A 15,598-nucleotide genomic window follows, 5' to 3' on the forward strand; every position below is an offset into this window, starting at 1 on the left:
TCAAGACCATCGCGATGGAAGACGGTCTGCGTTTCGCTATCCGTGAAGGCGGTCGTACCGTCGGCGCTGGCGTCGTAGCCAAAGTCATCGAGTAAACAGTTGTAATGTCTTTTTCGGGCCGGCATAATGGTCGGCCTGATTTTGTTTTAGGTCAGTAGCTCAATTGGCAGAGCGACGGTCTCCAAAACCGTAGGTTGGGGGTTCGATTCCCTCCTGACCTGCCAGATTCACTCGGTGTGTCTGGCTTTCTTTTCACAGGATCTTCATAGATGACTCCTAAAGCTGAAGCTCAAGGCTCTCGCTTCGATCTGCTCAAGTGGCTAGTGGTAGTCGCTTTGGTGGTTATTGGCGTTGTTGGCAATCAGTATTATTCTGCTTCGCCGATCCTGTACCGCGTACTTGCATTGCTCGCCATTGCTGCTGTTGCTGCCTTTGTAGGCCTGCAGACAGCCAAGGGCAAGTCTTTCTTTGTACTCGCTAAGGAAGCTCGCACCGAGATTCGTAAAGTCGTATGGCCGACTCGCCAAGAAACCACGCAGACCACGTTGATCGTTGTGGCTGTTGTTCTGGTAATGGCGTTGCTGTTGTGGGGGCTCGATTCCCTGCTCGGCTGGCTTGTTTCCTTGATTGTTGGCTAAGGGTGTCCCGTGGCTAAGCGTTGGTACGTTGTGCATGCTTACTCGGGTTACGAGAAGCATGTCATGCGCTCGCTGGTAGAGCGCGTAAAGCTGGCTGGCATGGAAGATGGCTTCGGCGAGATTCTGGTCCCCACTGAAGAAGTGGTTGAGATGCGTAATGGCCAGAAGCGCAAAAGTGAACGTAAGTTCTTTCCGGGCTACGTGCTGGTGCAGATGGATATGAACGAAGGGACTTGGCACTTGGTCAAGGATACCCCTCGGGTGATGGGCTTTATTGGCGGTACCGCCGACAAGCCTGCGCCGATCACGGATAAAGAGGCAGAAGCGATTCTGCGTCGCGTCGCTGATGGTAGCGACAAGCCGAAGCCGAAGACACTGTTTGAGCCGGGTGAGGTTGTACGCGTCACCGACGGTCCATTCGCTGATTTTAACGGCACGGTTGAAGAAGTTAACTACGAAAAGAGCCGGATCCAAGTGGCAGTGCTCATTTTCGGTCGCTCTACTCCGGTAGAGCTAGAGTTCAGCCAGGTCGAAAAGGTCTGATTGAACAGGCATCCCAACCCCGCAGCCCAAGGCTGTGGGGTTTTGTCGTCACTGGGATAAACGCGCAAGTAACCGGGGAGCCTTTCGAGGCGTTCGAACCCGTAATTGGAGTGCCTCATGGCCAAGAAAATTACCGCTTACATCAAGCTGCAAGTGAAGGCCGCTCAGGCTAACCCAAGCCCACCTGTTGGTCCTGCCCTGGGTCAGCACGGCGTGAACATCATGGAATTCTGCAAGGCCTTCAACGCCCGTACTCAGGGTCTTGAGCCAGGTCTGCCGACTCCAGTGATCATCACTGTCTACAGCGACCGTAGCTTCACTTTCGAAACAAAAAGCACCCCAGCTTCGGTTCTGCTGAAGAAGGCTGCAGGTTTGACCAGCGGTTCCGCTCGTCCAAACACCGTTAAGGTTGGCACCGTTACCCGTGCTCAGCTGGAAGAAATCGCGAAAACCAAAAACGCGGATCTGACTGCAGCTGATATGGATGCAGCCGTGCGTACTATCGCCGGTTCTGCTCGTAGCATGGGCCTTAACGTGGAGGGTGTGTAATGGCTAAGCTGACCAAGCGTCAAAAGGCTATCGCCGGCAAAATCGAAGCAGGCAAGGCCTACAACTTTGTAGACGCCGCCGCTCTGCTGGCTGAGCTGTCGACTGTCAAGTTCAGCGAGTCGTTCGACGTTGCTGTGAACCTGGGCGTTGACCCACGTAAATCCGACCAGGTCGTTCGTAGCGCTACCGTGCTGCCACACGGCACTGGCAAGACCGTTCGTGTAGCTGTCTTCACCCAGGGCCCAGCAGCTGAAGCTGCTCTGGCTGCTGGTGCTGATCGCGTAGGCATGGACGATCTGGCTGCTGAAATGAAGGGCGGCGACCTGAACTATGACGTAGTGATCGCATCCCCGGATGCCATGCGCGTTGTAGGTCAGTTGGGTCAGATCCTCGGTCCACGTGGTCTGATGCCTAACCCTAAAGTCGGCACCGTAACGCCAGACGTAGCCACTGCGGTTAAAAACGCCAAGGCTGGTCAGGTTCGTTATCGCACCGACAAAAACGGCATCATCCACACTTCCGTTGGCAAGATCGGCTTCGATGCCGTCAAGCTGAAGGAAAACGTTGAAGCCCTGATCGCTGATCTGAAGCGTATCAAGCCAGCTTCTTCGAAAGGTATCTACGTCAAGCGCGTTACCCTGAGCACCACTATGGGCCCAGGTCTGGTTATCGATCAGAGCTCGCTCGACGCGTAAGACTCGGATTGGTGCAAGTAATTGCGCCAATCAAAAAAATTGGGGTCCCTGCCTGGCGGGGGCTGTCCAAGACCGTAGGCGACGCAAGTCTTAAACCACAAGCCTACGCAGATGGTGCTCCCGGTTCCTTACCGAATCAGACACCAAAACGACATTCGGTTTCGACCGGATGAAACGGTAACAAGCAGGAGTTAAACCCGTGGCAATTAAACTCGAAGACAAGAAGGCCATCGTCGCTGAAGTCAACGAGGCTGCCAAAGCTGCTCTGTCCGCTGTCGTGGCTGATGCCCGTGGCGTAACAGTAGGCGCTATGACCGGACTCCGTAAAGAGGCTCGTGAAGCTGGCGTTTATGTACGTGTTGTACGTAACACCCTGCTCAAGCGCGCTGTTGCTGACACTGAATACAGTGTCCTCAACGACGTGTTCACCGGCCCGACCTTGATCGCGTTCTCCACCCAACATCCTGGCGCTGCTGCCCGTTTGTTCAAGGAATTCGCCAAAGGTCAGGACAAGTTCGAGATTAAGGCAGCTGCGTTCGAGGGCAAGTTCCTCGCAGCTAACCAGATCGACGTACTGGCAACTCTGCCGACCCGTGACGAAGCAATTTCTCAGCTGATGAGCGTGATTCAAGGCGCAACCAGCAAGTTGGCTCGTACTCTGGCGGCACTGCGCGACCAGAAAGAAGCTGCCGCAGCCTAAGGCTCGACACTCCTTTTCGCGTTTTTTGTTTATTTCGATGGTCGCGTAGGCCGTCCCCCAATCCAGGAATTTAGAGTCATGTCTATCTCTCAAAACGATATCCTCGAAGCCGTTGGCAACATGTCCGTAATGGAAGTTGTTGAGCTGATCAAAGCTTTCGAAGAAAAATTCGGTGTTACCGCTGCTGCTGCTTCCGCTGGTCCAGCTGTTGCTGCTGCCGTTGCTGAAGAGCAAACCGAATTCAACGTCATGCTGACCGAAGCTGGCGAGAAGAAAGTAAACGTGATCAAGGCAGTACGTGAACTGACCGGTCTGGGCCTGAAAGAAGCCAAGGCTGTAGTTGACGGCGCTCCTGCCATGGTTCTGGAAGCTGTTGCCAAAGACGCAGCTGACAAAGCCAAGGCCGCTCTGGAAGAAGCAGGCGCTAAAGTCGAGCTGAAGTAAGCATCGACTTTGCGTCTCCAGCCCGAGCGTTAAGCGACAGGCTGATGGCTGGTGGCTCTTGCCACCGGCCTTTTTCCGTTATTGGCAGCCGACTGGGTCGGTGCCGATAGCGAGCTGTAACCACCCTATGTGGTGGCGCAAACCATGGGGTTTGCACGATTTTCTGGCTGCTCCCGTCGGGAGGGGCCAAACAAGCAGGTGACCAAGCTGGGGAACGCTGATGGCTTACTCATATACTGAGAAAAAACGTATCCGCAAGGACTTTAGCAAGTTGCCGGACGTCATGGATGTGCCGTACCTCCTGGCCATCCAGCTGGATTCGTATCGTGAATTCTTGCAAGCGGGAGCGACTAAAGATCAGTTCCGCGACGTGGGCCTGCATGCGGCCTTCAAATCCGTTTTCCCGATCATCAGCTACTCCGGCAATGCTGCGCTGGAGTACGTCGGTTATCGCCTGGGCGAACCGGCATTTGATGTCAAAGAATGCGTATTGCGCGGTGTTACTTACGCCGTACCTTTGCGGGTAAAAGTGCGCCTGATCATTTTCGACAAAGAATCGTCGAACAAAGCGATCAAGGACATCAAAGAGCAAGAAGTCTACATGGGTGAAATCCCCCTGATGACTGAGAACGGTACCTTCGTAATCAACGGTACCGAGCGTGTAATCGTTTCCCAGCTGCACCGTTCTCCGGGCGTGTTCTTCGACCACGACCGTGGCAAGACGCACAGCTCCGGCAAACTGCTTTACTCCGCGCGCATCATTCCTTACCGCGGTTCGTGGTTGGACTTCGAGTTCGACCCGAAAGACTGCGTATTCGTGCGTATCGACCGTCGTCGCAAGCTGCCTGCATCGGTACTGCTGCGCGCGCTCGGCTATACCACCGAAGAAGTGCTGGACGCGTTCTACACCACCAACGTTTTCCATGTGCAAGGTGAAAACCTCAGCCTGGAACTGGTGCCTCAGCGCCTGCGCGGTGAAATCGCTGTCCTCGATATCCAGGATGACAAAGGCAAGGTTATTGTCGAGCAGGGTCGTCGTATCACCGCTCGCCACATCAACCAGTTGGAAAAAGCCGGGATCAAAGAGCTGCAGGTACCTCTGGACTACGTCCTGGGGCGCACCACGGCCAAGGTCATCGTGCATCCGGCCACCGGCGAAATCCTGGCAGAGTGCAACACCGAGCTGAACACCGAGATCCTGGCAAAAATCGCCAAGGCCCAGGTCGTTCGCATCGAGACGCTGTACACCAACGACATCGACTGCGGTCCGTTCATCTCCGACACGCTGAAGATCGACTCCACCGGCAACCAGCTGGAAGCCCTGGTCGAAATCTATCGCATGATGCGTCCTGGCGAGCCACCAACCAAGGATGCCGCCGAGACCCTGTTCAACAACCTGTTCTTCAGCCCTGAGCGCTATGACCTGTCTGCGGTCGGCCGGATGAAGTTCAACCGTCGTATCGGTCGTACCGAAATCGAAGGTTCGGGTGTACTGAACAAGGACGACATCGTTGCTGTCCTCAAGACCCTGGTCGATATCCGTAACGGCAAGGGCATCGTCGATGACATCGACCACCTGGGTAACCGTCGTGTTCGCTGCGTAGGCGAAATGGCCGAGAACCAGTTCCGTGTTGGCCTGGTGCGCGTAGAGCGTGCGGTCAAGGAACGTCTGTCGATGGCTGAAAGCGAAGGCCTGATGCCGCAAGACCTGATCAACGCCAAGCCTGTGGCTGCGGCGGTGAAGGAGTTCTTCGGTTCGAGCCAGCTGTCCCAGTTCATGGACCAGAACAACCCGCTGTCCGAGATCACCCACAAGCGTCGTGTCTCCGCACTCGGCCCGGGCGGTCTGACCCGTGAGCGTGCCGGCTTCGAAGTTCGTGACGTACACCCGACGCACTACGGTCGTGTATGCCCGATCGAAACGCCGGAAGGTCCGAACATCGGTCTGATCAACTCCCTGGCTGCCTATGCGCGCACCAACCAGTATGGCTTCCTCGAGAGCCCGTACCGTGTGGTGAAAGACGCCCTGGTTACGGACGAGATCGTGTTCCTGTCCGCCATCGAAGAAGCTGATCACGTGATCGCTCAGGCTTCGGCCACGATGAACGACAAGAAGGTCTTGGTCGACGAGCTGGTAGCTGTTCGTCACTTGAACGAGTTCACCGTCAAGGCGCCGGAAGACGTCACCTTGATGGACGTATCGCCGAAGCAAGTAGTTTCGGTTGCAGCGTCGTTGATCCCGTTCCTCGAGCACGACGACGCCAACCGTGCGTTGATGGGTTCGAACATGCAGCGTCAAGCTGTACCAACCCTGCGTGCCGACAAGCCGCTGGTAGGTACCGGTATGGAGCGTAACGTTGCCCGTGACTCCGGCGTTTGCGTCGTGGCTCGTCGTGGTGGCGTAATCGACTCCGTCGACGCCAGCCGTATCGTGGTTCGTGTTGCCGATGACGAAGTTGAAACTGGCGAAGCCGGTGTCGACATCTACAACCTGACCAAATACACCCGCTCCAACCAGAACACCTGCATCAACCAGCGTCCGCTGGTGAGCAAGGGTGATCGGGTTCAGCGCAGCGACATCATGGCCGACGGTCCGTCCACCGATATGGGTGAACTGGCGTTGGGTCAGAACATGCGCATCGCGTTCATGGCATGGAACGGCTTCAACTTCGAAGACTCCATCTGCCTGTCCGAGCGTGTGGTTCAGGAAGACCGCTTCACCACGATCCACATCCAGGAACTGACCTGTGTGGCCCGTGACACCAAGCTTGGCCCAGAGGAAATCACTGCGGACATCCCGAACGTGGGTGAAGCTGCACTGAACAAGCTGGACGAAGCCGGTATCGTTTATGTGGGTGCTGAAGTAGGCGCAGGCGACATCCTGGTGGGCAAGGTCACTCCGAAAGGCGAGACCCAGCTGACCCCGGAAGAAAAACTGCTGCGTGCCATCTTCGGTGAAAAAGCCAGCGACGTTAAAGACACCTCCCTGCGTGTGCCTACTGGCACCAAGGGTACGGTCATCGACGTACAAGTCTTCACTCGCGACGGCGTTGAGCGTGATGCTCGTGCACTGTCGATCGAGAAGACTCAACTCGACGAGATCCGCAAGGACCTGAACGAAGAGTTCCGTATCGTCGAAGGCGCAACTTTCGAGCGTCTGCGCTCCGCTCTGGTCGGCCACAAAGCCGAAGGCGGCGCCGGCCTGAAGAAAGGTCAGGAAATCACCGACGAAGTTCTCGACGGTCTTGAGCATGGCCAGTGGTTCAAACTGCGCATGGCTGAAGATGCTCTGAACGAGCAGCTCGAGAAGGCCCAGGCCTATATCGTTGATCGCCGCCGTCTGCTGGACGACAAGTTCGAAGACAAGAAGCGCAAACTGCAGCAGGGCGATGACCTGGCTCCAGGCGTGCTGAAAATCGTCAAGGTTTACCTGGCAATCCGTCGTCGCATCCAGCCGGGCGACAAGATGGCCGGTCGTCACGGTAACAAAGGTGTGGTCTCCGTGATCATGCCGGTTGAAGACATGCCGCACGATGCCAATGGCACCCCGGTCGATGTGGTCCTCAACCCGTTGGGCGTACCTTCGCGTATGAACGTTGGTCAGATCCTTGAAACCCACCTGGGCCTCGCGGCCAAGGGCTTGGGCGAGAAGATCAACCGTATGATCGAAGAGCAGCGCAAGGTCGCTGACCTGCGTAAGTTCCTGCACGAGATCTACAACGAGATCGGCGGTCGCAACGAAGAGCTGGACACCTTCTCCGACCAGGAAATCCTGGATCTGGCGAAGAACCTGCGCGGCGGCGTTCCAATGGCTACTCCGGTGTTCGACGGTGCCAAGGAAAGCGAAATCAAGGCCATGCTGAAACTGGCTGACCTGCCAGAAAGCGGCCAGATGCAGCTGTTCGACGGCCGTACCGGCAACAAGTTCGAGCGCCCGGTTACCGTTGGCTACATGTACATGCTGAAGCTGAACCACTTGGTAGACGACAAGATGCACGCTCGTTCTACCGGTTCTTACAGCCTGGTTACCCAGCAGCCGCTGGGTGGTAAGGCGCAGTTCGGTGGTCAGCGTTTCGGGGAGATGGAGGTCTGGGCACTGGAAGCGTACGGTGCTGCATACACTCTGCAAGAAATGCTCACAGTGAAGTCGGACGATGTGAACGGCCGGACCAAGATGTACAAAAACATCGTGGACGGCGATCACCGTATGGAGCCGGGCATGCCCGAGTCTTTCAACGTGTTGATCAAGGAAATTCGTTCCCTCGGCATCGATATCGATCTGGAAACCGAATAACACGTGACGCGAATCGAGAGCGGGGCTGTCTTGCCCGCTCTCTGCTCCGCCAGGAGGAAAGGCCTTGAAAGACCTACTGAATTTGCTGAAAAACCAGGGTCAAGTCGAAGAGTTCGACGCCATCCGTATTGGATTGGCATCGCCTGAGATGATCCGTTCGTGGTCGTTCGGTGAAGTTAAAAAGCCGGAAACCATCAACTACCGTACGTTCAAACCCGAACGTGACGGCCTGTTCTGCGCCAAGATCTTTGGCCCGGTCAAGGATTACGAGTGCCTGTGCGGTAAGTACAAGCGCTTGAAGCACCGTGGTGTGATCTGCGAGAAGTGCGGCGTTGAAGTCGCGCTGGCAAAAGTTCGTCGTGAGCGCATGGCGCACATCGAACTGGCCTCGCCGGTTGCCCACATCTGGTTCCTGAAATCGCTGCCGTCCCGTATCGGCCTGCTGATGGACATGACCCTGCGTGATATCGAACGCGTTCTCTACTTCGAGAGCTATGTCGTTATCGATCCAGGCATGACCACCCTTGAAAAAGGTCAGTTGCTCAACGACGAACAGTACTTCGAAGCACTGGAAGAGTTCGGCGACGATTTCGATGCCCGCATGGGTGCCGAAGCTGTCCGCGAACTGCTGCACGCTATCGACCTGGAGCACGAGATTGGCCGTCTGCGCGAAGAAATTCCGCAAACCAACTCCGAAACCAAGATCAAGAAGCTGTCCAAGCGTCTGAAGTTGATGGAAGCCTTCCAGGGTTCCGGCAACCTGCCAGAGTGGATGGTGCTGACCGTTCTGCCGGTTCTGCCGCCAGACCTGCGTCCACTGGTTCCGCTCGATGGCGGTCGTTTCGCGACTTCCGACCTCAACGACCTGTATCGTCGAGTGATCAACCGTAACAACCGCTTGAAGCGCCTGCTTGATCTGTCCGCTCCGGACATCATCGTGCGCAACGAAAAGCGTATGTTGCAGGAAGCGGTCGACGCACTGCTCGACAACGGTCGTCGTGGCCGCGCTATCACCGGTTCCAACAAGCGTCCTCTGAAATCCCTGGCTGACATGATCAAGGGTAAGCAGGGTCGTTTCCGTCAGAACTTGCTCGGTAAGCGTGTTGACTACTCCGGTCGTTCGGTAATTACCGTTGGCCCGACCCTGCGTCTGCACCAGTGCGGTCTGCCTAAGAAAATGGCCTTGGAGCTGTTCAAACCGTTCATTTTCGGCAAGCTGGAAATGCGTGGTCTTGCGACCACCATCAAAGCGGCCAAGAAGATGGTCGAGCGCGAGCTGCCAGAGGTCTGGGACGTTCTCGCTGAAGTGATTCGCGAACACCCGGTTCTGCTCAACCGTGCACCGACCCTTCACCGTCTGGGTATCCAGGCGTTTGAACCGGTACTGATCGAAGGTAAGGCTATCCAGCTGCACCCGCTGGTCTGTGCTGCGTACAACGCCGACTTCGACGGCGACCAGATGGCCGTGCACGTACCGCTGACACTGGAAGCCCAGCTGGAAGCGCGTGCGTTGATGATGTCGACCAACAACATCCTGTCGCCAGCCAACGGTGAGCCAATCATCGTTCCGTCGCAGGACGTTGTATTGGGTCTGTACTACATGACGCGTGAAGCGATCAACGCCAAGGGCGAAGGTCGTGTGTTCGCCGATCTGCAGGAAGTTGACCGTGTGTTCCGTGCCGGCGAAGCCGCACTGCATGCCAAGGTCAAAGTGCGGATCAACGAAACCGTGAACGATCGTGATGGCGGCAGCGTGACCAACACCCGTATCGTCGACACCACCGTCGGCCGTGCGCTGTTGTTCCAGGTTGTGCCAAAAGGTCTGTCCTTCGACGTCGTCAACCTGCCGATGAAGAAAAAGGCGATCTCCAAGCTGATCAACCAGTGCTACCGCGTGGTTGGTCTGAAAGAGACCGTCATCTTCGCTGACCAGTTGATGTACACCGGTTTTGCCTACTCGACCATTTCCGGCGTTTCCATCGGTGTTAACGACTTCGTTATCCCGGATGAAAAAGCCCGCATCATCGGCGCTGCTACCGAAGAAGTGAAAGAGATCGAAAGCCAATACGCCTCCGGCCTGGTAACCCAGGGCGAGAAGTACAACAAGGTGATCGACCTCTGGTCCAAGGCGAACGACGAAGTCTCCAAGGCGATGATGGCCAACCTCTCGAAAGAGAAAGTCATCGACCGTCATGGCAACGAAGTCGACCAGGAATCCTTCAACTCGATGTACATGATGGCCGACTCGGGCGCACGGGGTTCTGCTGCGCAGATCCGTCAGCTCGCCGGTATGCGTGGCCTGATGGCCAAGCCGGACGGCTCCATCATCGAGACCCCGATTACCGCGAACTTCCGTGAAGGCCTGAGCGTACTCCAGTACTTCATCTCCACTCACGGTGCTCGTAAGGGTCTTGCGGATACCGCCTTGAAAACGGCGAACTCCGGTTACCTGACTCGTCGTCTGGTAGACGTTGCCCAGGATCTGGTCGTGACCGAGATCGATTGCGGCACCGAACATGGCCTGGTAATGACTCCGCACATTGAAGGCGGTGACGTTGTAGAGCCGTTGGGTGAGCGCGTATTGGGTCGTGTCATCGCCCGTGACGTATTCAAGCCGGGTACCGAGGACGTGATCGTTCCTGCGGGCACCCTGGTTGACGAGAAGTGGGTCGAGTTCATCGAACTCAACAGCATCGACGAAGTGATCGTACGTTCGCCGATCAGCTGCGAAACGCGCTATGGCATCTGCGCCAAGTGCTACGGTCGCGACCTGGCACGTGGTCACCAGGTGAACATCGGTGAAGCGGTCGGCGTTATCGCTGCCCAGTCCATCGGTGAGCCGGGTACCCAGCTGACGATGCGTACGTTCCACATCGGTGGTGCGGCAAGCCGGACCTCCGCGGCCGACAGCGTTCAGGTGAAGAATGGCGGTACCGTCCGTCTGCACAACCTGAAGCACGTTGAGCGAGTGGATGGTCACCTGGTTGCTGTGTCCCGTTCCGGTGAGCTGGCCATCGCTGACGACTTCGGTCGCGAGCGCGAGCGCTACAAGCTGCCGTACGGTGCTGTGATTTCGGTGAAGGAAGGCGACAAGGTCGACGCTGGTGCCATCGTGGCCAAGTGGGACCCGCACACTCACCCGATCGTTACCGAAATGAAAGGTACCGTGACCTACGTGGGCATGGAAGAAGGCATCACGATCAAGCGTCAGACCGACGAATTGACCGGTATGACCAACATTGAAGTACTCGATGCGAAAGATCGTCCAGCTGCCGGCAAGGACATCCGTCCTGCTGTGAAGATGGTCGACGACAACGGCAAGGATCTGTTGCTGCCAGGCACTGACGTAATCGCTCAGTACTTCCTGCCAGCCAACGCCCTGGTCGGTGTTGCGGACGGTGCGCGGATCGCGATCGGTGATGTTATCGCTCGTATTCCGCAGGAAACTTCGAAGACCCGCGACATCACCGGTGGTCTGCCGCGTGTTGCCGACTTGTTCGAAGCTCGTCGTCCGAAAGAAGCCTCGATTCTGGCTGAAGTCAGCGGCACCATCGCGTTCGGTAAAGAGACCAAGGGCAAGCGTCGCCTGGTCATTACACCGAACGACGGTAGCGATCCGTACGAAGAGCTGATTCCGAAGTGGCGTCACCTGAACGTCTTCGAGGGCGAACAGGTAAACCGCGGCGAAGTTATCTCGGACGGTCCGAGCGATCCACACGACATCCTGCGTCTGCTGGGTGTGAGTGCGCTCGCCAAGTACATCGTGAACGAGATCCAGGACGTTTACCGTCTGCAAGGCGTGAAGATCAACGACAAGCACATCGAGACCATCCTGCGTCAGATGCTGCGTAAGGTCGAGATCGCTGAATCCGGCGACTCGAGTTTCATCAAGGGCGACCAGATGGAACTGACTCACGTACTGGTGGAAAACGAGCGCCTGGCGACCGAAGACAAGTTTGTCTCCAAGTTCACTCGCGTGCTGCTGGGTATCACCAAGGCGTCGTTGTCCACCGAATCGTTCATCTCGGCGGCTTCCTTCCAGGAAACCACCCGCGTACTGACCGAAGCGGCGGTAACCGGCAAGCGCGATTACCTGCGCGGCCTGAAAGAAAACGTGGTCGTGGGTCGTCTGATCCCGGCCGGTACCGGTTTGGCCTATCACAGCGAACGCAAGCGTCGCCGTGATGCTGACAAGCCGCTGCGCGTAAGCGCCAGTGAAGTGGAAGCTGCACTGACCGAAGCACTGAACTCGAGTGGTAACTGAGTTCTGCGGTAATTGAGTGCCTGGCCCTGGTCGCCCCGTTCGGCGGATCGAGACAAATTGTCGAGATCCGGCGGGCGGGGAGGTCGGGGCCTTGCCTTGACTGGGGACAAGATCCTCTTTAGACTCTTGATCCCCTAAATTTGGCGGGAATTCGTTCCTGCCATTTTGCTTTTCTTGTAAGACAATAGCGTCGCAAGACAACAGTGGAGCTAGTAGATGGCAACTATCAACCAGCTGGTACGTCAGCCGCGTAAGCGTATCGTCGAGAAATCCGACGTGCCTGCGCTGCAGAACTGCCCGCAACGTCGTGGCGTATGCACTCGTGTGTATACCACCACGCCGAAAAAACCTAACTCGGCACTGCGTAAAGTATGCCGTGTGCGTCTGACCAACGGTTTCGAGGTTTCCTCGTACATCGGCGGTGAAGGCCACAACCTGCAAGAACACAGCGTGGTCCTGATCCGCGGCGGTCGTGTAAAAGACTTGCCAGGTGTTCGTTACCACACCGTTCGCGGCTCTTTGGATACTTCCGGCGTTAAAGGTCGTAACCAAGGTCGTTCGAAGTACGGTACCAAGCGTCCGAAATAATCGGCCGTTTAGCAGTTTTTAATTTTATTGAGTCGATAAGAGTAAGGTCGGGCACGCATCCGCTGTCCCGGGCTAACCTGAAGACCGTTTGAGGGCTTATCAATGCCAAGACGTCGCGTAGCAGCCAAACGTGAGATTCTGGACGATCCGAAATACGGAAGCCAGATTCTCGCCAAGTTCATGAACCACGTAATGGAAAGCGGCAAGAAAGCCGTTGCCGAGCGTATCGTTTATGGCGCACTGGACAAAGTTAAGGAACGCAAGAACAGCGATCCCCTGGAAATCTTCGAGAAAGCTCTCGACGCCATCGCTCCGCTGGTCGAAGTGAAGTCGCGCCGTGTAGGCGGTGCTACTTACCAGGTTCCGGTCGAAGTTCGTCCGTCCCGTCGTAACGCCCTGGCAATGCGCTGGCTGGTAGACTTCGCCCGCAAGCGCGGCGAGAAGTCCATGGCTCTGCGTTTGGCTGGTGAACTGTTGGACGCTGCTGAAGGTAAAGGTGCTGCAGTTAAGAAGCGTGAAGACGTGCACCGTATGGCTGAAGCCAACAAGGCTTTCTCGCACTACCGCTTCTAATTTTAGCGTCACTCAATTTGCGAGGGCTTTATGGCTCGTACTACACCGATTAACCGCTACCGTAACATCGGTATCGTTGCTCACGTGGATGCTGGTAAAACCACCACCACCGAGCGCGTCCTTTTTTACACCGGCAAGAGTCACAAAATGGGCGAGGTGCATGACGGCGCCGCGACCACAGACTGGATGGTGCAGGAGCAGGAGCGTGGTATTACCATTACTTCTGCTGCTATCACCGCCTTCTGGAAAGGTTCCGAGAAGCAGTACGCGCACGAGCACCGCTTCAACGTTATCGATACCCCGGGCCACGTAGACTTCACCATCGAAGTTGAACGTTCCCTGCGTGTACTCGACGGCGCTGTCGTTGTGTTCTGTGGTACTTCGGGTGTTGAGCCTCAGTCGGAAACCGTATGGCGTCAAGCCAACAAATACGGCGTTCCACGTCTTGTTTACGTAAACAAGATGGACCGTGCTGGTGCCAACTTCCTGCGCGTGATCGCTCAGATCAAGCAGCGTCTGGGTCACACTCCGGTGCCTATCCAGTTGGCTATTGGTTCGGAAGACAACTTCCAGGGCCAGATCGACCTGATCAACATGCAAGCGGTTTACTGGAATGACTCCGACAAGGGCATGGTCCCTGTTCGCAAGGAAATTCCTGCCGAGTTGTTGGAAGAAGCCGAGCAATGGCGCAGCAACATGGTCGAGGCTGCGGCCGAAGCCAGCGAAGAGCTGATGAACAAGTACCTCGAAGGTGAAGAGCTCACCAACGAGGAAATCAAGGCCGCTCTGCGTCAGCGTACTATCGCTGGTGAGATCGTTCTGGCTGTTTGCGGTTCTTCCTTCAAGAACAAGGGTGTTCCCCTGGTTCTCGACGCCGTTATCGACTTCCTGCCTGCTCCAACCGACATTCCTGCTATCAAGGGTTCCAACCCGGATAACGAGGAAGAGGAAATGGAGCGTCACGCAAGTGATGACGAGCCGTTCGCGGCTTTGGCGTTCAAGATCGCTACCGACCCATTCGTGGGTACCTTGACCTTTGTTCGAGTTTACTCGGGCGTGTTGGCCTCCGGCGACGGCGTGATCAACTCGGTAAAAGGCAAGAAAGAGCGTGTGGGTCGTATGGTGCAGATGCACGCAAACGCCCGCGAAGAAATCAAGGAAGTGCGCGCTGGCGACATCGCGGCCTTGATCGGCATGAAGGACGTCACCACCGGTGAAACTTTGTGCAACGCTGACAAGCCAATCATCCTGGTTCGCATGGACTTCCCGGAGCCGGTTATTTCGGTTGCCGTTGAGCCTAAGACCAAGGACGACCAGGAAAAAATGGGTATCGCTCTGGGCAAGCTTGCTCAGGAAGACCCGTCTTTCCGCGTCAAGACTGATGAAGAGACTGGTCAAACGATCATCTCCGGCATGGGCGAGTTGCACCTGGACATCCTGGTTGACCGGATGCGCCGTGAGTTCAACGTCGAAGCCAACATCGGTAAGCCTCAGGTTTCCTATCGTGAGCGCATCACGAAGAGCTGTGAAATCGAAGGCAAGTTCGTTCGCCAGTCCGGCGGTCGTGGCCAGTTCGGTCACTGCTGGATTCGTTTTGCACCGGCTGACGAAGGTCAGGAAGGTCTGCAATTCCTGAACGAAGTCGTAGGTGGTGTGGTTCCTAAGGAATACATCCCGGCGATCCAGAAGGGTATCGAAGAGCAGATGAAGAACGGCGTTGTCGCCGGCTATCCGCTGATCGGCCTGAAGGCGACTGTGTTCGATGGTTCTTACCATGACGTCGACTCCAACGAGATGGCGTTTAAGGTGGCTGCCTCCATGGCAACCAAGCAGCTGGCCCAGAAGGGTGGTGGTGAGTTGCTTGAGCCGATCATGGCGGTGGAAGTCGTTACGCCTGAAGACTACATGGGTGATGTCATGGGCGACCTTAACCGTCGTCGTGGCATGATTCTGGGTATGGAAGATACGGTTTCCGGCAAAGTGATTCGTGCTGAGGTCCCGTTGGGTGAGATGTTCGGTTACGCGACCGACGTTCGTTCCATGTCTCAGGGTCGCGCAAGCTACTCTATGGAATTCAAAAAATACAATACAGCTCCGTCGCATATCGTCGAGACTGTTACCAAAAAGCAAGGCTGATTCAGCCCCTTTAAGCTAGGAGTTAATTGTCGTGGCTAAAGAAAAATTTGAACGGAACAAACCGCACGTCAACGTTGGCACCATCGGTCACGTTGACCACGGTAAAACCACGCTGACCGCTGCTCTGACCCGTGTCTGCTCCGAAGTTTTCGGTTCGGCCAAGGTTGACTTCGA

Annotated in this window: 12 protein-coding genes, 1 tRNA gene and 1 pseudogene; all 14 read left to right on the forward strand. The window is 56.2% G+C overall.

Features of this window, described 5'->3' with window-relative positions; genetic code table 11:
* Positions 1-95: pseudogene (locus BLU76_RS30170) on the forward strand (elongation factor Tu); the annotation flags it as partial.
* 53 nt (positions 96-148) lie between these two features.
* Positions 149-224 (forward strand) — tRNA-Trp (locus BLU76_RS30175).
* 45 nt (positions 225-269) lie between these two features.
* Positions 270-638, forward strand: a complete 369-nt coding sequence (secE, locus tag BLU76_RS30180; protein WP_003206102.1) for a preprotein translocase subunit SecE — start codon at positions 270-272, stop codon at positions 636-638.
* A gap of 9 nt (positions 639-647) precedes the next feature.
* Complete coding sequence (gene nusG, locus BLU76_RS30185) at positions 648-1,181, forward strand: transcription termination/antitermination protein NusG (RefSeq protein ID WP_003186097.1); 534 nt, start codon at positions 648-650, stop codon at positions 1,179-1,181.
* A 117-nt stretch (positions 1,182-1,298) separates the two neighbouring features.
* Entirely contained in the window at positions 1,299-1,730 is a 432-nt protein-coding gene (gene rplK / locus BLU76_RS30190) for a 50S ribosomal protein L11 (protein WP_003176435.1), read from the forward strand.
* Positions 1,730-2,425, forward strand: coding sequence for a 50S ribosomal protein L1 (gene rplA, locus BLU76_RS30195; RefSeq protein WP_003186095.1), 696 nt, complete (start codon positions 1,730-1,732; stop codon positions 2,423-2,425). Before rplK ends, rplA begins: the two co-directional genes overlap by 1 nt.
* A gap of 199 nt (positions 2,426-2,624) precedes the next feature.
* Positions 2,625-3,125 (forward strand): 50S ribosomal protein L10, encoded by a 501-nt coding sequence (gene rplJ / locus BLU76_RS30200; protein WP_003206099.1) that lies wholly within the window; start codon positions 2,625-2,627, stop codon positions 3,123-3,125.
* Positions 3,126-3,203: 78 nt separating this feature from the next.
* Positions 3,204-3,569 carry a 50S ribosomal protein L7/L12 gene (gene rplL, locus BLU76_RS30205; RefSeq protein WP_007970414.1) on the forward strand — a complete coding sequence of 122 codons (366 nt, stop codon included), beginning with the start codon at positions 3,204-3,206 and terminating at the stop codon, positions 3,567-3,569.
* Positions 3,570-3,789: 220 nt separating this feature from the next.
* A complete protein-coding gene (gene rpoB, locus BLU76_RS30210; RefSeq protein ID WP_013694338.1) occupies positions 3,790-7,863 on the forward strand; it encodes a DNA-directed RNA polymerase subunit beta in 4,074 nt (1,357 codons plus the stop codon).
* A 64-nt stretch (positions 7,864-7,927) separates the two neighbouring features.
* Positions 7,928-12,127 carry a DNA-directed RNA polymerase subunit beta' gene (gene rpoC / locus BLU76_RS30215; RefSeq protein WP_047230482.1) on the forward strand — a complete coding sequence of 1,400 codons (4,200 nt, stop codon included), beginning with the start codon at positions 7,928-7,930 and terminating at the stop codon, positions 12,125-12,127.
* A gap of 216 nt (positions 12,128-12,343) precedes the next feature.
* Complete coding sequence (rpsL, locus tag BLU76_RS30220; RefSeq protein ID WP_003186084.1) at positions 12,344-12,715, forward strand: 30S ribosomal protein S12; 372 nt, start codon at positions 12,344-12,346, stop codon at positions 12,713-12,715.
* 102 nt (positions 12,716-12,817) lie between these two features.
* Positions 12,818-13,288, forward strand: coding sequence for a 30S ribosomal protein S7 (gene rpsG / locus BLU76_RS30225; protein WP_003186074.1), 471 nt, complete (start codon positions 12,818-12,820; stop codon positions 13,286-13,288).
* A gap of 30 nt (positions 13,289-13,318) precedes the next feature.
* Positions 13,319-15,424 carry an elongation factor G gene (gene fusA, locus BLU76_RS30230; RefSeq protein WP_063324139.1) on the forward strand — a complete coding sequence of 702 codons (2,106 nt, stop codon included), beginning with the start codon at positions 13,319-13,321 and terminating at the stop codon, positions 15,422-15,424.
* A 31-nt stretch (positions 15,425-15,455) separates the two neighbouring features.
* Positions 15,456-15,598, forward strand: a 143-nt coding sequence (locus BLU76_RS30235; RefSeq protein WP_256326681.1) for a GTP-binding protein, incomplete at its 3' end; no start/stop codon positions are given.

This window comes from Pseudomonas sp. NFACC08-1, from assembly GCF_900106735.1.
Lineage (GTDB): Bacteria > Pseudomonadota > Gammaproteobacteria > Pseudomonadales > Pseudomonadaceae > Aquipseudomonas > Aquipseudomonas fluorescens_Q.